Origin of the sequence: Amycolatopsis sp. cmx-4-83, from assembly GCF_046548815.1 — a bacterium.
Lineage (GTDB): Bacteria > Actinomycetota > Actinomycetes > Mycobacteriales > Pseudonocardiaceae > Amycolatopsis > Amycolatopsis pretoriensis_A.
In genome coordinates this window covers 228,570-250,851 of sequence record NZ_JAEBEF010000009.1, presented here as the reverse complement: position 1 = coordinate 250,851, position 22,282 = coordinate 228,570, and the positions used below count along the sequence as shown (strand labels likewise).

General features: G+C 75.0%; 2 protein-coding genes. Both read right to left on the bottom strand.

All coding sequences use genetic code 11. The features are described 5' to 3' along the window. Positions 1 to 21: 21 nt before the first annotated feature. Positions 22 to 19,455 (bottom strand): type I polyketide synthase, encoded by a 19,434-nt coding sequence (locus ACLJQM_RS28490; protein WP_410633427.1) that lies wholly within the window; start codon positions 19,453 to 19,455, stop codon positions 22 to 24. A 58-nt stretch (positions 19,456 to 19,513) separates the two neighbouring features. Further along, on the bottom strand, positions 19,514 to 22,279 hold the full coding sequence (locus ACLJQM_RS28485; RefSeq protein ID WP_410633426.1) for an acyltransferase domain-containing protein: 2,766 nt from the start codon (positions 22,277 to 22,279) through the stop codon (positions 19,514 to 19,516). Positions 22,280 to 22,282: the final 3 nt, after the last annotated feature.

The following is a 22,282-nucleotide window of genomic DNA, read 5'->3' as shown; positions in this document are numbered from 1 at the left end:
GGTTTCAGCTCCAGGGGTGGGTCATCGGGAATCGGTACCGTCGAGCGCCAGCCGCACCAGCGCTTCGGCGTCCAGTTCGTCCAGGTCGTCGCCGGCGTCGGTGGCGTCTTCGAGGCCGGCCAGCTCCAGCAGCGCCGACATCAGGCCGGCGTCGCGGAACTTCGCCAGCGGCACGGTGGCCAGCGCCGCCCGGATCCGGGCTTCCTCGGGGTCGGCCGCGGCGCCGGGCCGCAGGACCTCGAGGAGGTGCGCGGCGAGTGCCGCCGGGGTCGGGTGGTCGAAGACGACCGTCGCGGGCAGGGCCACGCCGGCCGCGGCCGCCAGGCGGTTGCGGAACTCGACCGAGGTCAGGGAGTCGAAGCCCAGCTCGGTGAACGGCCGGGCCGCGGGGACGGCGTCGGCACCGCGGTGCCCCAGCGCGACCGCCGCCTCGGTGCGGACCAAGCCCAGCAGCGTCCGCTCGGCCTCCGCCGGGTCCAGCTCGGCCAGCTCGTTTCGCAAGTCGCTGTCGGCCACCGGCTCGGTCTCCCCCGCGCGCCGCGCTTCCGGCACGCCGAGCAGCAACGCGCTCGGCCGCGCCGAGGTGAACGCGGGGACGAACCGCTCCCAGTCGACGTCGGCCAGGGTCAGCGTCGTTTCGTCGCGCCCGACCGCACCGGCGAGCGCGCGGACGGCGAGGGCGGGGCGCAGGGTCCGCAGGCCGCGGCGGCGCAGGTAGTCCTCGGCGTCGTGGTCGGCCGCCATGCCACCGTCGGCCCACGGGCCCCAGGCGAGCGCGGTCGCGGTCCGGCCCCCGGCCCGGCGGCGTCGCGCGAGGGCGTCGAGGTGGGCGTTGGCGGCGGCGTAGGCGGACTGGCCGCCACTGCCCCAGATCCCGGCGATCGACGAGAACAGGACGAAGGCGTCCAGCTCGGTGTCGCCGAGGAGGGCGTCGAGGTTTTCGGCGCCGGCCACCTTCGCGGCCAGGATGTCCGCGAACGGCGCGAGGTCGGCGTCGTCGAGTGGGGTCGCTCCCCCGGTGCCGGCCGCGTGGACGACTGCCGTGAGGTCTTCGCCGATGTCGTCGAGGACCTCGGCCAGCGCGGTTCGGTCGGCTACGTCGCAGGCTGCGATCGTGGCCTTGGCACCCAGGGCGGTCAGCTCGGTCAGGAGGTCTTCCGCGCCGGGCGCCTGGCGGCCGCGGCGGCTGGTGAGGACGATCCGTTCTGCTCCGGCGGTGGCCAGCCAGCGGGCGACGTGGGCGCCCAGCGCGCCGGTGCCGCCGGTGACCAGCACGGTGCCGCGGGGCTGCCACGGGCGTGCGGTGGCGGCGCCGGTGACCGGGGTGAGTCGCCGGGCGAGCCGGCCGGTTTCCCTTACGGCGACCTGGTCTTCGGCCGGGTCGGCCAGTGCTTGGGCGAGGAGTTCTCCGGTTCGGGGGGTGAAGTTCGCGGGCAGGTCGACGAGGCCGCCCCAGCCGGCTGGCCGGTCGAGGGCGGCGGTGCGGCCGAGGCCCCAGACCTGGGCTTGGACGGCGTCGGGGGCGTCGTCGGTGGCGCCGGTCGTGACGGCACCGCGGGTGACTGTCCACACGGGAGTGCCGGGGGCGGCGCGGAGGAGGGCGAGTGTTGCCGCCACCCCGGCCGGGACGGTGCCGGCTCCCGGGGTCAACGCGAGCAGCGACAGAACGGCGTCCGCCGTCGCGGCGGCTTCCGCCAGGGCCTCGGGGGCCGGGTCGTCGAGCCGGGTCAGCGCGACGCCGTTCGCGGTGAGTGCTGCCGCGATCCGGTCGCCGAGCGTGGTTTCCGTGGCCGGGACGGCCAGCAGCCAGGTGCCCGCCGGCCGCGCGCCGGTCTCGCGGGCCGGTTCCCAGGTGACCCGGTAGCGCCAGGAGTCCACGACGGACTCTTCGTCGCGCTGACGTCGCCAAGTCGACAACGCCGGCAGCAGCGCGGTCAGGGATGCGCGCTGGGCCTCGTCGATCGCCAGTGCGCCGGCCAGTTCGCCGACGTCCTCGCGTTCGACCGCCGACCAGAACGCCGTGTCCGCCGCGGGGGCCGGGGTGGCCGGCTCGAGCCAGTAGTGCTCGTGCTGGAAGGCGTAGGTCGGCAAGGCCACGCGCCCGGCGGGGCCGAAGACCGCCGAGAGGTCCGCGGGCGCGCCGTTCGCGAACAGCGTCGACAGCGCGGTCAGCGCCGCCGTTCCGTCCGGGCGGTCGCGCCGCAGCGACGGGACCACCACGACGTTCTCGGACACGTTGTCGCGGGCCATCGAGCTGAGCACGCCGTCCGGGCCCAGCTCCAGGAAGAAGCGGGCGCCCCGGGCTTCGAGCGTCGCGACGCCGTCCGCGAACCGGACGGCCTGCCGCACGTGGTCCACCCAGTAGTCCGCGGTGAACGGCTCGGCGAGAGCACCGCTCACATTCGAGATCACCGGTATCTCCGCCGGGTGGTAGGTGACCTTGTCGGCGGCCGCGCGGAACTCGTCGAGCATCGGGTCGAGGTGCGGTGAGTGGAAGGCGTGGCTGACGCTGAGGCGCTTGGTCCGGACGCCGCGGTCCGCGAATTGCGCGGCCACAGCGAGGACTTCGGGCTCGTCGCCGGAGATGACGACGGACGCCGGGCCGTTGATCGCCGCGATCGAAACCCGGTCGCTCAGCAGCGGCAGCACGTCGGCTTCCGGTGCGGCGATCGACACCATCGCACCGCCCTTCGGCAGGGCCTGCATCAGCGCGGCGCGCGCCGAGACGAGCAAGCACGCGTCTTCGAGGGAGAACACGCCGGCGACGTGCGCCGCGGCCAGCTCGCCGATCGAGTGCCCGGCGACGAACGCCGGCCGGACGCCCCACGACTCGAAGAGCCGGTAGAGCGCGACCTCGACGGCGAACAGCGCGGGCTGGGTGAAGCCGGTCTCGTCCAGGCCCGGGGCGTCGCCGAAGACGACGTCGCGGACCGGCACGGTGAACTCGGCGCAGATCGTGTCGAACGCCGCCGCGTAGACCGGGTAGCGGTCGTACAGCTCGCGGCCCATGCCGGCTCGCTGCGCACCCTGGCCGGTGAACAGCACCGCGAGCTTGCCGGCCGACGCCGTGCCGCGGACCAGCCCCGGTGCGGGTTCCCCGGCGGCCAGCGCGTGCAGGCCGGAGACCAGTTCGTCGCGGCTGCCGCCGAGCACGACCGCGCGGTCCTCGAAGCGGGTGCGGGCGAGCAGGGCGCCCGCGATCGCCGCGGGGGAAGGGTCCGCCGGCTCGCGGCCGGGCAGCGCACCCGCCACCGGGGAAGTATCCGCGACGGCGGCCGCCAGCTTGCGGGCCTGGGCGCGCAACGCCGGTTCGCTCTTGGCCGACAGTGCCCACGCCACCACCGGCGGCTCCGGCACCGCGGCCGCCGGCGGAGCCGGTTCGGCGGGCAGTTCCAGGATCGCGTGCGCGTTGGTGCCCGAGATGCCGAACGCCGAGATCCCGGCCCGGCGCGGGCGTCCGGTCGCGGGCCATGCACGCTGCTCCGTGAGCAGCTCGACCGCTCCGGCCTCCCAGTCCACCCGGGACGAAGGCGCAGCCACGTGCAGCGTCTTCGGGAGCACGCCGTGGCGCATGGCCATGACCATCTTGATCACGCCGGCCACGCCCGCCGCCGACTGGGTGTGGCCCAGGTTGGACTTCAAGGAGCCCAGCCACAGCGGTTCGTCGCGGTCCTGGCCGTAGGTCGCCAGTACCGCCTGGGCCTCGATCGGGTCGCCGAGGGTTGTGCCGGTGCCGTGGGCTTCGACCGCGTCGACGTCCGAAGTGGACAGACCTGCGCTCGCCAGTGCGGCTCGGATCACGCGTTGCTGCGAGGGACCGTTCGGTGCGGTCAGGCCGTTCGAAGCGCCGTCGGAGTTGACCGCCGAACCGCGCAGGATGGCGAGGACCTCGTGGCCGTTGCGGCGGGCGTCGGACAGGCGCTCCAGCACGACCATGCCCGCGCCTTCGCTCCAGCCCGTGCCGTCGGCGTCGTCCGAGAAGGCCTTGCAGCGGCCGTCCGGGGAGAGGCCGCGCTGGCGGCTGAACTCCACGAAGATGTCCGGCGTGCCGAGGATCGCGACGCCGCCGGCCAGTGCGAGGTCGCACTCACCTTGGCGGAGGGCCTGGCCGGCCAGGTGCAGCGCCACCAGCGACGACGAGCACGCGGTGTCCACCGTGACCGCCGAGCCCTCCAGGCCCAGGTGGTAGGCGACCCGGCCGGACAGCACGCTGCCCGCGTTGCCGGTCATCAGGTGCCCTTCGACGCCTTCCGCGGCGGACGTCGAACCGGCGGCGTAGCCCGAGTGGGCCGCGCCGACGAACACGCCGGTGTTGCTGCCGCGCAACGTGCCCGGCTCGATTCCCGCTCGTTCGAACGCCTCCCACGAAACTTCCAGGAGCAACCGCTGCTGCGGGTCCATGGCGAGGGCTTCACGCGGCGAGATTCCGAAGAAGCCCGCGTCGAATTGCGCGGCGCCGGGCAGGAAGCCGCCGCCGGAGGCGTAGAACGTGCCCGGGTGCGCCGGGTCCGGGTGGTACAGCTCGTCGACCGGCCAGCCGCGGTCGGCCGGGAAGCCGCCGATCGCGTCGCGGCCCTCGGCGACCAGGCGCCACAGGGCGTCTGCCGAATCGACGTCGCCGGGGAAGCGGCAGCTCATCGCCACGATGGCGATCGGGTCGTCCGTGCGGTTCCGGGTCGGGACGGCCGGGGCCGCCGCGGGGGCCGCGCCGGCCAGTTCGCCGTGCAGGAAGCCGGCCAGCACCTCGGGGTTCGGGTAGTCGAAGACGAGCGTCGCGGGCAGCGTGCGGCCGGTCGCGGTGGCGAGCCGGTTGCGCAGCTCGACCGCGGTCAGCGAGTCGAAACCGCTGTCCTTGAAAGCTTTCGCGGCGTCGATCGCGTCGGGACTCGCGTGCCCCAGCACCGCGGCGACGTGCTTGCGGACGAGGTCCAGCAGTTTTTCGCGCGCCTCCCCGGCACCGAGGCCGGCGAGCTGGGCGGCCCAGCCGTCGTCGGTGACGGCGGTCCGCGCGCTGCGGCGGACCGGCGTGCGCACGAGCCCGCGCCACAGCGGGGCGAGGTCTTCGGCGGCGCGCAGGGCGGCGAGGTCGACGCGCATCGGCACGGCGACCGGGCGGCCGAGCCCGATGGCGGCGTCCATCGCGGCGAGTGCGTCCTCTGTGGACAGCGGCCGGATGCCGGCGCGTTCGATGCGGCCGCGGTCGCGCTCGCCCAGCTTGCCGGTCATCGCGCTGGACAGGTCCCACTGGCCCCACGCGAGCGAAACCGCGGGCAGGCCGCGGGAACGCCGTCGCGCGGCCAGCGCGTCGAGGGCGCTGTTCGCCGCCGCGTAGCCGCTTTGCCCCGCCGCGCCGACGATCCCGGCGACCGAGGAGAACAGGACGAACCAGGCCAGGTCGTGGTCCCGGGTAAGCCTGTCGAGCGCCTCCGCACCATCCACTTTGGCGCGGAGCACGGCGGAAACCCGTGCCGGTGTCTGCGCTTCGAGCACGCCGTCGTCCAGTACGCCGGCCGCGTGCACCACCCCGATCAGCGGCTGCCCGGCGGGGATCGCCCGCAGCACGTCCGCCACGAAACCGGGCTCGGCCACGTCGCCGGCGGCCACGACCACCTCGACGCCGAGCGCGGTCAGTTCGTCGACGAGCCCGGCGGCGCCGGGTGCGTCCAGGCCCCGCCTGCCGACGAGCACCAGCCGCCGCACGCCGGGGCGGCGGGCGAGGTGCCGGGCCACCGCCGCGCCGAGCGTGCCGGTGCCGCCGGTGACGAGGACGGTGCCGGCGGGTTCGCGAGGCGGCAGGGTGAGGACGTTCTTGCCGATGTGCTTGGCCTGGCTGACGAACCGGAACGCGTCGGCGGCGCGGCCGAGGTCCCAGGCGCGCACCGGCAACGGCGTCAAGTCGCCGCGGCCGAACGCGGCCAGCAGGTCGGCGAAGATGGCGGCGATCCGGTCCGCGCCGGGGTCGCCGAGGTCGAAGGTGTGGTAACCCGGGCCTTCGCGGACGTCGGTCTTGCCCAGCTCGACGAACTGCCCGCCGGGCTTGAGCAGCTCCAGCGAGGCGTCGGTGAACGCGCCGGTCAGCGAGTTCAGGACGACGTCGACACGGCCGAACTTCTCGCGGAAGTCCAGGGTGCGGGAGCTGGCCAGGTGGGCGTCGTCGAGGCCGAGTTCGCGCAGCGCGGCGTGCTTGCCCTCGCTCGCCGTCGCGAACACCTCGGCGCCCTTCCAGCGCGCGAGCTGCACCGCGGCCATGCCGACGCCGCCGGCGGCCGCGTGCACGAGCACCGACTGGCCCGCTTCGAGGCCACCGAGGTCGAACAGGCCGTAGTAGGCGGTGACGAACGCGACCGGGACGGTGGCCGCCTCGGCGAACGTCCACCCGGCCGGGATCGGGGCCAGGCGGCGCGCGTCGGCCGTGGCCCGCGGCGCGAAGGCGTCATCGACGAGGCCGAAGACGCGGTCGCCGACGGCGAGGTCACGGACGTCGGTGCCGATCTCGACCACCACACCCGCCGCTTCGGAGCCGAGGCGGGCCGTGGGGTCCGGGTACATGCCGAGGGAGATGAGCACGTCGCGGAAGTTGAGGCCGCCCGCGCGGACCTCGATCCGGACGTCTCGCGGGTCGAGCGGCGCTTCGGTCGCTTCGGCCAGTATCAGGCTGTCGGTGGTGCCGCCGCCGGTGGTGACGAGCTGCCAGGAGTCGCCGGTCGGTGTCAGCGGCATCCCGGTCGCGCGGACCAGCCGCGGCGCGGTCGCGATGCCTTCCCTGAGCGTCAGCTGCGGTTCGCCGAACGCGTCCACAGTGGACAGGAGTGCTTCGGAGCGCGGGTCGTCGTCGACGTCGACGAGGAGGAACCGGCCGGGGTGCTCCGACTGCGCGGACCGCACCAGCCCGGCGGCGGCCGCCGCGGCGAGGGCGCCGTCGGCCGCGCCGCGGGTGACGACGACGAGTTTGCCGGCCTGCTCTTCGGCGAGCCAGGTCTGCAGCTTCTCCAGGACCCAGGCGGCGGTTTCGTGGACGTCGTCGCCGGTCACCCGGGCGAACACGAGTTCCTCGCGGGCGGCGCCGGGGTCGGCGGTGACCTCGGTCCAGGCCTGCTCGAAGAGCGTGTCGGGGACGGCGGCCGCGGCGGGCGCGACCGGGCGCAGCAGCAGCGATCCGACGGTCACCACGGGCGCGCCGGTGGTGTCCCACGCGGTGAGCGCGACGGCGTTCTCCCCCGCCGGGCTCAGCCGGACCCGCAGCTCGGTGGCGCCGGTGGCGTGCACCGCGACGCGGGTGAAGGAGAACGGGATCCGGGCCGCGCCGTCGTCGGGGGTGACGATGCCGAGGCCGAGCGGGTGCAGGGCGGCGTCGAGGAGGGCCGGGTGGATCGCGAACCCGGTGGCGTCGAACGGTTCCGGCAGTGCGACTTCGGCGTACACGTCGGTGCCGTCGCGCCAGACGCGGGTGAGGCCGCCGAAGGCCTCGCCGTAGACGAAGCCCATCGCGGCGAGCCGCGCGTAGAGCCCGGTGGTGTCGACCGGCTCGGCCCCCGCGGGCGGCCATTCAACGGCACTTTCACGTGAAAGTGCAGCTTGGCTGACGCTGCCGGTGGCGTGCTGGGTCCAGTCGGCGTCGGCGTGCCGGGAGTGGACGGCGATCGGGCGGCGGCCGGCGGAGTCCGCTGGACCGGCCGAGACCTGGACGGTGACCGCGCCGCGGGCGGGCAGCACCAGGGGCGCGGCGAAGGTCAGCTCGTCGACGACGTCGCAGCCGACCTGGTCGCCGGCCTGGACCACGAGTTCGAGCAGGGCGGTGCCGGGAACCAGGACGGTCCCGGACAGCGCGTGCCCGGCCAGCCACGGGTGGGTTTCCAGCGAGAGGCGTCCACTGAGGACGGTGCCTTCGTCGCCGGCGAGGTCGACGGCGGCGCCGAGCAGCGGGTGTTCGAGCGCGCCCACGCCGACGGCGCCGAGGTCGCCCCGGGCCGCTCCGGCGCGCGGCCAGTAGCGCTCGCGCTGGAACGGGTAGGTCGGGAGGTCGATGCGGCGGCCGCCGGGGAAGAACGCGGCCCAGTCGACGTCCACGCCGTGGACGTGAACAGTGCTCAACGCTGTGAGCAGTGCTCTCTCGTCATCCCGCTCTCGTCGCAGAGCACTGATCGCGGTTCCCTCGACCATCGCGCTGAGCACCCCGTCCGGGCCCAGCTCCAGGAAGATTCGGGCGCCCTCGGACTTGAGGGTGGCGACGCCGTCGGCGAAGCGGACCGCCTCCCGGACGTGGCGAACCCAGTAGTCCGCGGTGAACGGCTCAGCGAGAGCACCGCTCACATTCGAGATCACCGGTATCGCCGCGGGGTGGTACGTGAGGGACTCGGCGACCGCGCGGAACTCCTCCAGCATCGGGTCCATGAGCGGTGAGTGGAACGCGTGACTCACCGTGAGGCGCTTAGTCTTGACGCCCCGCGCGGCGAATTCCGCGGCGATGTCCAGGACCGCGGCTTCCTCGCCGGAGATGACCACCGACTCGGGGGTGTTGACCGCGGCGATGGAGACGCCGCCGGTCAGCGCGATCTCGGACTCGGGGGCCGCGATCGAGACCATCGCGCCGCCCGGCGGGAGAGCCTGCATCAGCGAGGCGCGCGCCGAGACCAGGCGGCAGGCGTCCTCGAGGGACAGGACACCGGCCACGTGGGCGGCCGAGATTTCGCCGATCGAGTGACCCGCCACGAAGTCCGGGCGGATGCCGAGGGACTCGACCAGGCGGTAGAGGGCGACCTCGACGGCGAACAACGCCGGCTGGGTGAACTCCGTGCGGTTGAGCAGCTCAGCGTCGTCGAAGGCCTCGCGGAGTGGGGGGTCGAAGTGGGCGAGCACGGCGTCGAAGGCGGCGGCGTAGGCCGGGAAGCGGGCGTAGAGGCCCTGGCCCATGCCGGCTCGCTGGGCGCCCTGGCCGGTGAACAGCACCGCCAGCAGGGCGTCCGGGTCGGACGTGCCGGTGATGATGTCCTCGCCCAGGCGCACGGCGCGGTGCTCGAGGCGGGCTCGGGTGGTGGCCAGGGAGAAGCCCAGGTCGACCGGGTTCGCGTCCGGGAGGTGGCTGATGAGGGTGTCCAGGGCGGCCGCTTCGTGGGCGGAGAACACCTGGGGCAGCAACGCGTCCGTGGGTTCCGGCTCGGGGTGCGGCTGACCGGCGGGGGCCTGTTCGAGGATGGTGTGGACGTTCGTGCCGCTCACGCCGAACGCCGAGACCGCCGCCCGGCGGGGACGATCTCGCTCCGGCCACTCGCGGGGTTCGGTGAGGAGCTCGACGGACCCGGTCGTCCAGTCCACCTGGGACGAGGGGGTGTCCACGTGCAGGGTTCGCGGCAGGACGCCGTGGCGCAGGGCCTCGACCGTCTTGATGACGCCCGCCATGCCGGCCGCCGCCTGCGTGTGCCCGAGGTTGGACTTGACCGAGCCGAGCCACAGGGGCTCTTCGCGGTTCTGGCCGTACGTGGCCAGGAGGGCCTGGGCCTCGATCGGGTCGCCGAGGCGGGTGCCCGTGCCGTGGGCTTCGACCGCGTCGACGTCCGAAGTGGACAGACCAGCGTTGGCGAGTGCGGCGCGGATGACCCGCTGCTGTGACGGGCCGTTCGGGGCGCTCAGGCCGTTGGACGCGCCGTCCTGGTTGACCGCCGAACCGCGGACCACCGCGAGGACCTGGTGGCCGTTGCGCTCGGCGTCCGAAAGGCGCTCCAGCAGGATCAGGCCGACGCCTTCGCCCCAGCCGGTACCGTCGGCCGCGTCGGCGAAGGGCTTGCAGCGGCCGTCCGCGGCGAGGCCGCGCTGGCGGGCGAACTCCAGGAACGCCATCGGCTTGGCCATGATCGCCACGCCGCCGGCCAGTGCCAGCGAGCACTCACCTTGCCGCAGCGCCTGGCTCGCCAGGTGCATCGCGACCAGCGCCGACGAGCACGCGGTGTCCACCGTGACGGCCGGGCCCTCCAGCCCGAACGTGTACGACAGCCGCCCGGACATCACGCTGGGGGCCTCGCCGGTGAGCAGGTAACCCTCCGAACCGGACGGTCCCTGTTCGAGGTTCGAGCCGTAGCCCGAGCTGCTGGCGCCGACGAACACGCCGGTCGCGCTGCCGCGCAGCGAAGCCGGGTCGACGCCCGCGCGCTCGAACACCTCCCACGCCGTTTCCAGCAGCACGCGCTGCTGCGGGTCCATCGCCAGCGCCTCACGCGGCGAGATGCCGAAGAAGCCCGCGTCGAACTCCGCCGCGCCGGCCACGAACCCGCCGACTTCGGCGAAGTCCGCGTCACCGAAGGAAGTGAGGTCCCAGCCGCGGTCGGCCGGGAACGCCGTCAGCGCGTCGACGCCGTTGGTGACCAGGCGCCAGAGGTCTTCCGGCGAGCGGACGCCGCCGGGGAAGCGGCAGCCCATCGCGACGATCGCGATCGGCTCGTCGGTCGCGGCGGCCGACGTGACCACCGCGGTCTCGTTGCGGCCCAGCAACAACCGCCGCAGCTCGTCGGCTAGCGCGGCCGGCGTGGGGTGGTCGAACACCAGCGTCGCCGGCAACGTCAGCCCGGTCGCCGCGTTGATCCGGTTGCGGACCTCGACCGCGGTCAGCGAGTCGAAGCCCAGCTCGCGGAACGCGCGCCCGGCCGGAACCGCTGTTGCCGAGTCGTGTCCGAGGACCGACGCGGCCTGGGCGCGGACGAGGTCCAGCAGCAGCCGGCGGGCTTCGGCTTCGCCGAGTTCGGCGACCCGGCGGGCCAGCGCCGGACGCTCGGTCTCCGGCTCGTCGGACGCCTCGAGCAGCGCCCGGACCTCGGGGATGTCTTCGATCAGCGGGCGCCGCCGCGAAAGCGTGAAGCCGGGCGCGAACCGCGCCCAGTCGACGTCGGCCACGGCGAGGAAGACCTCCCGCGCGTCGAGGGCCTGGCAGAGCGCCTCCACCGCGGCTTCCGGTGCCATCTCGCGGAGCCCGCGGCGGCGCAGCTGCTCTTCCAGCTCGACGTCGCCCGCCATGCCCCCGCCGCCCCAGAAACCCCAGGCCACCGAGGTCGCGGCGGCCCCGCGGGCGCGGCGCTGCTCGGCGAGGGCGTCGAGGTAGGCGTTGCCCGCGCCGTACGCTCCCTGGCCGCCGGAGCCCCAGACACCGGCGTTCGAGGAGAAAAGCACGAAGGCGTCGACGTCGTCGCCGAGCAGCTCGTCCAGGTTCCGGGCGCCCGCGACCTTGCCGCCGACGACGTCGGCGAACTCGGCCGCGGTGGTCTCGCGCACCGGCGTGGCCTGCGGCAGCCCGGCGGCGTGCACGACCGCGCGCACCGGCTCGCCGAGGTCCGCCAGCAACGCGGCGAGCGACTCGCGGTCGGCGACGTCGCACGCGGCGATCGTCACCCGCGTCCCGAGCGCGGTCAGTTCGGCTTCGAGGTCGGCCGCACCCGGCGCGGCCGGACCGCGGCGGCTCGTGAGCACCAGGTGCTCGGCACCGTCGGTGGCGAGGCGGCGGGCCACTTGCGCGCCCAGCGCGCCGGTGCCGCCGGTGATCAGGACCGTGCCGCGCGGCTTCCAGCGCTCGGCCGGCGGGGTGAAGGGAGCGCGGACCAGGCGCCGGGCCAGCAGCCCGGACTCGCGGACCGCGACCTGGTCCTCATCGTCCACACCGGACAGTGCGGCAGCGAGCAGGCCCGCGGTCGCGGCGTCCGGTTCGGCGGGCAGGTCGAGCAGGCCGCCCCAGATCGCGGGCAGTTCCAGGCCGATCACGCGGCCCAGGCCCCACGTCATGGCCTGCGCCGGACGGCGGTCGAGCCCACCGCGGGTCAGCAGCCACAACGGCGTCTCGCCGTCGGCCATGGCCTGGGCCAGCGCGAGGTTCGCGGTGGCGCCGGCGGGCAGGAAGTCCGCCTCCGGCGACGGGGTTTCGTCGAGCGCGAGCAGCGACACGACCCCGGCGCAGCCCTCCGCGCCGGTGAACTCCGAGACCACGACGGGCTCGGCACCGTGCGCGGCGAGGGCGGCCGGGACACCGGCGTCGTCGTGGCCCTCCGGGACGACGACCAGCCAGCGTCCGGACAGTTCCGGCGCGGACGGCGTGGCGACGGGCTTCCACTCGACGCGGTAGCGCCACGAGTCCACTTCGGACGCGGCGCGGGCGCGCTCACGCCAGCGGGTCAGGGCGGGCAGGACTTCGGCCAGGGTGCTGGCCGGGCCCACGTCGAGCGTGCCGGCGACCGCGTCGAGGTCGAGGCCGTCGACGGCGGCCCAGAACGCGGCGTCCACCGGGTCGGCGGCCGGCTGCGGGGCGACACCCGCGTCGAGCCAGTAGCGGCGGCGCTGGAAGGCGTAGGTGGGCAGGTCGACGCGGTGGGCGCCGGGGAACGCGGGCGTCCAGTCCACGACGAGCCCGCGCACGTGGGCCTCGCCGAGCGACCGCAGGAACCGCTCGTACCCGCCGTCGTCGCGGCGCAGCGAACCGAGCGCCTCGACGCCGTCGGCCTCGCCGATCGCCATCGTCAGCACCGGGTGCGGCGAGGATTCGACGAACGTGCCGAACCCTTCCGCGGCGAGCGTGCTGACGGCGACGTCGAGCCGCACGGTCTCGCGGAGGTTCGTGTACCAGTACTCGGCGTTCAGCTCGGCGCCGTCGATCCAGGCGCCGGTGACGGTCGAGAAGAACGCGATGTCGCCGGTGCGCGGCCGGATCGGGGCCAGCACGTCGAGGAGTTCGCCCCGCAGCTGCTCGACCTGCGCCGAGTGGGACGCGTAGTCGACGGGGATCCGCTTGGCACGCACGCCGTCCGCCTCGCACGCGGCGATCAGCGCGTCCAAGGCGGCGGGCTCACCGGAGACGACGACGGCGGCCGGGCCGTTGACCGCGGCGATCGACACCCCGTCGGTCAGCCGCGCTTCGACCGCGGCCAGTGGCGCCGCGACGGAAACCATGCCGCCGCCCCCGGCCAGCGCCAGGATCGCCCTGCTGCGCAACGCGACCACGCGAGCACCGTCCTCGAGGGACAGCGCGCCCGAGACGACCGCGGCGGCGATCTCGCCCTGCGAGTGCCCGACGACCGCGTCCGGCACCACGCCGAACGAGCGCCACAGCTCGGCCAGCGAGACCATCACGGCCCACAACGCGGGCTGGACGACGTCGACCCGCGACAGGGCGTCCGCGTCGGCCAGGACCTCCCGCAGTGACCAGTCCACAAAGGACGAAAGAGCGGCCGCGCACTCGTCGAGCCGGGCCGAGAACACCGGCGACGACGAGGCCAGTTCGAGGGCCATGCCCGCCCACTGCGAGCCCTGGCCGGGGAAGACGAGCGCGGTCCGGCCGGTGCCGGCGGCCCCGGTGGCCACGTTCGGCGCCGGAACCCCCTCCGCCAGCGCGGAAAGCCCGGCCAGCAGCGCGTCCCGGTCGCCGGTGACGACCGCGCGGTGTGGGAAGGCGGTCCGGGAGGTGGCCAGCGAGAACGCGAGGTCGGCCAGGTTGTGCTCGGCCGCACACCCCTGCAGCGCAATCGCTTGCGCCTGCAGCGCCTCCGGCGTCTTCGCGGACAGCACCCACGGCACGACCGCCGGCTCGGGCGTCAGCTCGACGTCGACGGTGTCGCCCTGCTCCAGGATCACGTGGGCGTTGGTGCCGGAGATGCCGAACGACGAGATCGCGGCCCGGCGCGGCCGGGCCGGGTCCCAGTGCCGCGGCTCGTCGAGCAGGCGCACCGCGCCGCTCTCCCAGTCCACGTGGGACGACGGCGTTTCCGCGTGCAGCGTCCGCGGCATCAGGCCGTGCCGCAGCGCCTGCACGGTCTTGATCACCCCGGCGACACCGGCGGCGGCCTGGGCGTGCCCGATGTTCGACTTGAGCGAGCCCAGCCACAGCGGCTCTTCGCGGTCCTGACCGTAGGTGGCCAGCAGTGCCTGCGCCTCGATCGGGTCGCCCAGTGCCGTTCCGGTGCCGTGCGCCTCGACGAGGTCGACGTCCGAAGTGGACAGACCGGCGTCGGCCAGCGCCGCGCGGATCACGCGCTGCTGCGCCGGTCCGCTCGGGGCGCTGAGCCCGTTCGACGCGCCGTCCTGGTTCAGCGCGCTGCCCTTCAGCACGGCGAGCACCGGGTGGCCGAGGCGCCGCGCGTCGGACAGCCGTTCGACCAGCAGGATGCCCGCGCCCTCGGCCATGCCCATGCCGTCGGCGGAGGCGCCGAACGCCTTGCAGCGCCCGTCCGCGGCCAGGCCGCGCTGGCGGCTGAACGCGGTCAGCGACGCCGGCGTCACCATCACCGCGACCCCGCCGGCGAGGGCGAGCGAGCACTCACCGCGACGCAGGGCCTGCGCGGCCAGGTGCAAGGCCACCAGCGACGACGAGCAAGCCGCGTCGATGGTGAGCGCGGGCCCTTCCAGGCCGAGGGTGTAGGCGACCCGGCCGGACAGCACGCTCGACACGCTGCCGGTGAGCAGGTGCCCTTCGAGGCCGTCCGGGATGTCGCGCATCCGCGCGTGGTAGTCCTGGTAGTTGGCGCCGACGAAGACGCCTGCGGGCTCGCCGCGCAGCGTGGCCGGGTCGATCCCGGCGTGCTCGATCGCCTCCCACGAGATCTCCAGCAGCAGCCGCTGCTGCGGGTCCATGGCCAGCGCTTCGCGCGGCGAGATGCCGAAGAAGCCGGCGTCGAAGTCGGCGACGTCGTGCAGGAAGCCGCCGTGGCGGACGCTCGACGTGCCCTGCTCGTCGGCGTCGCCGCCGAACAGCTTCGCCAGGTCCCAGCCGCGGTCGGTCGGGAAGCCGGAGATGGCGTCGCGGCCTTCGGCGACGAGGGTCCACAGGTCGTCGGCGGACTGCACGCCGCCGGGGTACCGGCAGCCCATGCCGATGATCGCGATCGGGTCGTCGGCGTTCGCGACCCGGGTCGCGGTGACGGCCTCGGTGCGCGTGCCGAGCACCTGGTCCCGCAGGTGCGCGGCGAGCCGCCGCGGCGTCGGGTGGTCGAAGACGAGCGTCGCGGGCAGCCGCAGCCCGGTCGCGGCGGCGATCCGGTTGCGGACGTCCAGCGCGGTCAGCGAGTCGAAGCCGAGGTCGGTGAACGGCCGGTCCGGCTCGACGGCGGCACCGTTCGCGTGTCCGAGCACCGCGGCGGCCTGGGCGCGGACCAGCTCGAGCAGCAGCCGGTCGGCCTCGTCGCCGGAGAGCCCGGCGAGCTGCCCGGCCAGCGCCGGTGCTTCCGCCGCGGGCGCCTTCGCGGTTTCCTTCAGCCGCTTGACCTGCGGCAGGTCGTCGAAGAGCGGCCGGGCGCGGCCGGCGGTGAACACCGGCAGGAACCGGGCCCAGTCGACGTCGGCGAGCACGGCGAAGGTCTCGTCGTGGCCGAGGGTTTCGTGCAGGGCCGCGATCGCGGTGGCCGGGTCCATCAGCGGCAGGCCGCGCCGGGCGAGCTGGCCGGTGTCGACGCCTTCGGACATCCCGCCCTGGCCTTCGATCTCCGTCGGGGCCCAGACGCCCCAGGCGATCGACGTCGCGGTCGCGCCCCGGGCCCGGCGCCGCTCGGCGAGGGTGTCGAGGAAGTTGTTGGCGGCCGAGTAGCCGGCGTGGTCGCCGCTGCCCCAGACGCCGGCGATCGAGGAGAACAGGACGAACGCGTCGAGGTCGTCGCCGAGCAGCTCGTCGAGGTGCCGGGCGCCGGCCACCTTGGCGCGGACGACCTCGGCGAACCCGGGCAGGGTCGTCTCGGTCACCGGCAGCAGCTCGACCGTGCCCGCGGCGTGGAAAACCGCGCGGACCGGCTCGTCGAGGTCCGCCAGCAGGCCGGCGAGGGCGTCGCGGTCGGCGACGTCGCAGCGGGCGAGCGTGACGCGGGCGCCGAGGGCTTCCAGCTCGGCGGCCAGCGCGGTGGCGCCGGGCGCGTCCGGGCCGCGGCGGCCGGTCAGCACCAGGTGCGACGCGCCTTCCCCGGCGAGCCAGCGCGCGACGTGCGTGCCGAGCGCGCCCGTGCCGCCGGTCACGAGGATCGTGCCTTCGGGCCGCCACCGGGCCGGCCGGGCCTGCTCGCCCTTGCCCGCGGTGTGCAGCCGCCGGACCCGGACGCCGCCGGGCCGTACGGCGAGCTGGTCTTCGTCGCCGGGCGCGGCGAGGATCCGGCCGAGCTGGTCCAGCTCGGCGGCGGTCGGCTCCGCGGTCAGGTCCACGAGACCGCCCCAGCGGTCGGCGTGCTCCAGCGCGAGGACGCGGCCGAGACCCCAGAGCGGCGACTGCTCGATGCCCGGCAGCTCATCGGCGGGACCGGTGCGGACCGCGCCGCGGGTCAGCACCCACAGCGGCGCGCCGATCCCGGCGTCACCCAGTGCCTGGGCGAGAACGAGCGTCAGGATCAGCCCCGCCGGGCTCGCCGGGAACTCCGGGTGCGGCCGTTCGTCACTCGCGAGCAGCGAGACGACGCCGTCGTACGGCCCGGCGAAGCGCTCGGCCAGCGCGGCCCGGCCGGTGTCGGTGAGCACGAGGGTCTCGACGTCGGCGGTGCGCGCGAGCGCGTCGACGACGTCCTGACCGGAGCCGTCTTCGCCGCGCACGACGAGCCAGCGCCCGGACGGCGTGGCGGCGGGCAGGTCGGCGGGCTTCCACGTGATCCCGTACCGCCAGGCGTCCACAGTGGACTCGATGGTCCGGCGCCGCCGCCACTGGGCCAGCGCGGGGAGGACCTCGTCCAGCGGGGTGTCGACGGAGACGCCGAGGGTGCCCGCGAGGTCCGCCGGGTCGGCGCGGTCGACGACGTCCCAGAACCGCGCGTCGGCCGGGGCGACCCGGCCGCCGTGGCCGTCTTCGGTGTGCAGCCAGAAGCTCTCGCGCTGGAACGGGTAGGTGGGCAGGTCGACGCGGCCCGCGCCGGGGAACGCCGGGGTCCAGTCGACCTCGACGCCGGCGCAGTGCGCTTCGCCGAGCGCGAGCTGGAACCGGGCGAGCCCGCCGTCACCGCGGCGCAAGGTGCCCAGCGCGGTCGCGGTCTCGCCGATGGCCATCGTCAGCACCGGGTGCGGCGACGCCTCGACGAACGTCCCGAACCCGCGCTCGGTCAGCGCACGGACGGCGTCGTCGAGCAGCACGGTGCCGCGGAGGTTGGTGTACCAGTACCCGGCGTCCAGCTCGGCGCCGTCGGCCCAGTCGCCGGTCACGGTGGAGAAGAAGCCGGTCCCGGCGGTCCGCGGCGTGATCGGGGCGAGCACGCTCAGGAGTTCGTCGCGGATCTCTTCCACCTGCGCGGAGTGCGACGCGTAGTCCACCGGGATCCGCTTGGCGCGGACGCCATCGGCCTCGCACGCCGCGATCAGCGCGTCCAGGGCCCGGGGTTCGCCCGAGACCACCACCGCGGCCGGGCCGTTCACCGCCGCGATCGACAGCCCGTCGGTCAGCAGTGCCTCGACGGTCTCCCGCGGGGCGGCCACCGAAACCATGCCACCGCGCCCGGCCAGCGCCAGGATCGCCTTGCTGCGCAACGCGACCACGCGGGCACCGTCCTCGAGGGACAGCGCACCCGACACCACGGCGGCCGCGATCTCACCCTGCGAGTGCCCCACGACCGCGTCCGGCACGACGCCGTACGACCGCCACAGCTCCGCCAGCGAAACCATGACGGCCCACAACGCGGGCTGCACGACGTCGACCCGCGCGAGCGCGTCCGCGTCCGCCAGGACGTCCCGCAACGACCAGTCCACAAAGGACGCCAGCGCCACCGCGCATTCGTCGAGCCGGGCCGCGAACACCGGCGCCGAAGAAGCCAGCTCCAGCGCCATCCCGGCCCACTGGGAACCCTGGCCGGGGAAGACCAGCGCGACCTTGCCCGGCTTCCCGGCCACTCCGGAGACCACGGCGTCGTCCGGCGCACCGGCGGCGACCGCGGCGAGCCCGCGGAGGAGTTCGTCCCGGTCGTGCCCGACGACGACGGCCCGGTGCTCGAACCGCGCCCGCGTCACCGCCAAGGAGCGGCCGACCTCGGGCAGCCCCAAACCGTCCACATCGGACAGGCGAGCCGCCTGCGCGCGCAAGGCTTCCGCGGTGCGTCCCGAAAGGACCCACGGGACGACCGCCGGCACCGGAGCCGGTCCGGGGACTTCGGCGGGCGGCGCGGCTTCGAGGATCGCGTGCGCGTTCGTCCCGCTGATGCCGAACGACGACACCGCCGCCCGGCGCGGGTGGTCGCGCTCGGGCCACTCGACGTCGTCGGCGAGCAGCCGCAGCGTGCCGCCGGACCAGTCCACTTCGGACGTCGGCCGCCCGGCGTGCCGCGACTTCGGCAACGTCGAGTGCTGCAACGCCAAGACGGCCTTCATGACCCCGGCGACGCCCGCCGCGGCCTGGGTGTGCCCGATGTTCGACTTCACCGAACCCAGCCACAGCGGCTGTTCCGGCGACCGGCCGCGGCCGTAGGTCTCCAGCAGCGCCTGCGCTTCGATCGGGTCGCCCAGCGGCGTGCCGGTGCCGTGCGCCTCCATCAGGTCGACCTGGCTCGCCGCCACCCGGGCGTTGGCGAGCGCGTCGAGGATGACGCGTTCCTGCGACGGCCCGTTCGGCGCGCTGAGCCCGTTCGACGCGCCGTCGGAGTTGACCGCCGAGCCGCGCACGACCGCGAGCACCGGGTGCCCGTTGCGCTGGGCGTCGGAAAGCCGTTCCAGGACCAGCATGCCGGCGCCCTCGGCGGCGCCGAACCCGTCGGCGTCGGCGGAGAAGGGCTTGCACCGGCCGTCCGGGGAGAGCGCCCGCTGCCGGCTGAGCTCGATGAGGATGCCCGGGGTCGCCATCACGGTCACGCCGCCGGCCAGCGCCAGCGAACACTCGTCGCGGCGCAGCGCCTGCACCGCCCAGTGCAGGGCCACGAGCGAGGACGAGCACGCGGTGTCGACGGTGACCGCGGGGCCCTCCAGGCCGAGGACGTAGGCGATCCGGCCGGACGCGACACTGGTGATCGTGCCGGTCAGCAGGTGCCCCTCGACCGATTCGGGCACCTTGTGCGAGCTCGGCACGTAGTTCTGCTGCATGGCCCCGACGAACACGCCGGTGCGGCTCGACTTCAGCGTCCGCGGGTCGATGCCGCCGCGCTCGAGGGCTTCCCACGACGTCTCCAGCAGCAGCCGCTGCTGCGGGTCCATCGCGAGGGCCTCACGCGGGGAGATGCCGAAGAAGCCCGCGTCGAACCGGTCGGCGTCGTGCAGGAAAGCGCCGCCGCGCATGGAGAACGTGCCCGGCCGCGAGGGGTCCGGGTCGTACAGCGACGCGAGGTCCCAGTCCCGGCCGTCGGGCAGCTCGCCGATGACGTCCTCGCCGTCGGTCACCAGCCGCCACAACGCTTCCGGCGTCTCGATCCCGCCCGGGAAGCGGCAGCCCATGCCGACGATCGCGATCGGCTCGGTTTCCCGCGCCTCGAAGTCCCGCAACCGCTGCTTGGCCTGGCGCAGGTCCGCGGTGGCCAGCTTCAGGTAGTCGCGAAGCTTGTCCTCGTTCGACATGTGCCGTCAACTCCGTGCCTTGTACGCGCCTTGGTGGCGGCGGTGGCCCGACCCCGTCTCAGGACAGGTCGAGCTCTCGGTCGAGCAGTGCGAAGATCTCGTCGTCCGACGCGGCGTCGAGCGGGGCGTCCCCGGCTTCGGGGCCGCCCGCCTCGTCCGTGCCGTCCAGCCGGAACAGCAGGTCGCGCAACCGGACCTTGACCCGGCCGTGCAGCGGCGGCCCGCCCGCGTCCGCGAACAGCGCCCGCTCCAGCCGGTCGAGCCCGGCGAGCACGTCGGAGTCCTCGGTGGACGGCTGGAGCGCGCCGAGCAGGTGCCCCGCCAGCGCGTCCGGGGTCGGGTAGTCGAAGACCAGGGTGGTGCGAAGCTTCAGCCCGGTCGCCTCGGCGAGCCGGTTGCGCAGCGCCACCGCCGTCAGCGACTCGAACCCGAGCTCGCTGAACGCGCTGTCGCCGTCGATCCCGGCCGCGGTGTCCCGGCCGAGGACCTCCGCGGTGTGCTCGCGGACCAGGTCCAGCACCAGTTCGGCCCGCGCGGGCTCCGGCAGCGCGGCCAGCCGCGCGGCGAACCCGCCCTCGGGCGCGGTGCGGGTGACCGGCTCGGCGTGCGGAGCCCGGACGTACTCCCCCGGCAGCGCCCCGAGCACGACGTTTTCGGCGGAGAAGACCGGGCGCCCCACGCTGTCGGTGGCCGCCACCGACACCGAGTCCGGGCCGGTGGCCCGCAGCCGGACCCGCAGCGCCGGCGCGCCGGCCGTGTGCAGGGCCAGCCCGCTCCACGACGACGCGAGCCAGCCCTCGGACTCCGCCGCGGCGGGGAACAACGCGACCGACTGCAGCGCGGAGTCCAGCAGTGCGGGGTGGATGCCGTACCCGGCACCGCTCCCGGCCTGCACCGGCAACGCCACTTCGGCGAACAGCTCGCCGTCGAGCGACCAGGCGCCGGTGAGCCCGCCGAACTCGGGGCCGAGCTCGATCCCGTGCGCCCGCAAGCGATCCCGCGCGATCGAAGCGTCTTCGGCGACCGCGCCCGGCGGCGGCCATTCGACCGGCGGCGCGGCCGCGCCCGCCGCGCCCGCGGTCTCGGCCATGATCCCGGTCGCGTGCCGCGTCCACGGCCCGCCCTGGGCGGCGCCGACCGAGTCGGGCCGGGCGAACACGCCGATCCGGCGCGCCCCGGCGTCGTCGACCGGGCCGATCCGCACCTGCAGGCACAGCGCCTCTTCGGCGAAGACGACCGGCAGGTGCTGGGTGAGCTCTTCGATCCGGGCGCAGCCCAGCTCGGACGCGGCGTGCAGGGTCAGCTCGACGAGCACGGCCGAGGGCAGCACGGTCCGGCCGAACACCGTGTGCCCGGCCAGCCACGGCTGCTGCGCGGCCGACAGCCGTCCGGTGAACAGCCAGCCGCCGTCCTCGGCGAGTTCGACGGCCGCGCCGAGCAGCGGGTGCCCGGCGGCCAGCAGGCCGGCGGCGGCGACCGTGGCGTCCGAACCGGACTCCGGCAGCGTCACCGGCTCCGCGCCGCCGGGGAAGGCCGCCGTCCAGTCGACGCCGACGCCGGACACGTAGGCCGCGGCGAGCGAGCCGAGGAACGAGCGCGGGCCGTCTTCACGACGGCGGATCGAGCCGAACACCACCGCGCGGCCGTCCAGCGTGTCGATCGTGTCCTGCACCGCGACCGTGAGCACCGGGTGCGGGCTGATCTCGGCGAAGACGCCGAGGCCCTGCGCGACGAGCCCGCGGGTGGCCTCGTCGAAGCGGACCGGGTTGCGCAGGTTCCGGAACCAGTAGCGGGCGTCGAGGACGGCGGTGTCGAGCGGGCCTTCGGTCACCGTCGAGTGGAACGGGACGGCGGTCGACGACGGCGCGAGCGGGGCGAGGTCGGCCAGCAGCCGGTCGCGGATGCCGTCGATGTGCCGCGAGTGCGCGGCCAGCCCGACCGGGATGCGCCGGGCCCGCACGCCCTCGGCGGTCAGGTCGGCCAGGAGCTCCTCCACCGCACCGGAATCACCGGAGACGACCACCCACGACGGCGCGTTCACGGCACCGATGTCGAGCCCGTCCCGGCCCGCCAGCCGCGACCGGACGTCGGCGACCGGCAGGGGGACGGAGATCATGTCGCCGCGGCCGGACAGCGTGGCCTGCGCCTGGCTCCACCGCGCGGCCACCCGCATGCCGTCCTGGTGGGACAGCGCGCCGGTCGCGCAGGCCGCGGCGACCTCGCCGAGGCTGTGCCCGACGACGGCGGCGGGTTCCACGCCGTGCGAACGCCAGAGGGCGGCCAGCGCCACCATCACCGCGAACAGCACCGGCTGCACGACGTCGGCGCCGTCGTCCAGCGTGGGCGCGCCGGGGCGGCCGTGCAGGACGTCCACAATGGACCAATCGGCGAACGCCGCGAGCGCGGCGTCGCAGCGCGCGATCTCCCCGGCGAACACCGGCGACCACTCCAGCAGGTCCAGCGCCATGCCCGGCCACTGCGAACCCTGGCCGGGGAAGACGAACACGACCCGCTCGGCGCGCCGGGCACTGCCGCGCACGACGTCGGGCGGGTTCTGCCCGGCCGCCAGCGCCTCCAGCCCGCGCAGGCCGCCGTCGCGCCCGCCGGAGAGCAGCACGGCGCGGTGCGCGCGGCCGGTGTCCTCGGCGGCGACCGAGCGCGCGAACGACTCGAACGGCGTGTCGGGGTGCTCGGCGAGGTAGCGCGCGAGGCGGTGGGCCTTCGACCGCAGGCCCGCCTTGCTGTCGGCGGAGACGATCAGGGGCACGACGTCGTGACCGCTGCCGGTGTGCTCGTGCTCGGTCGTCAGGGTCGGGGTGGCCACTGG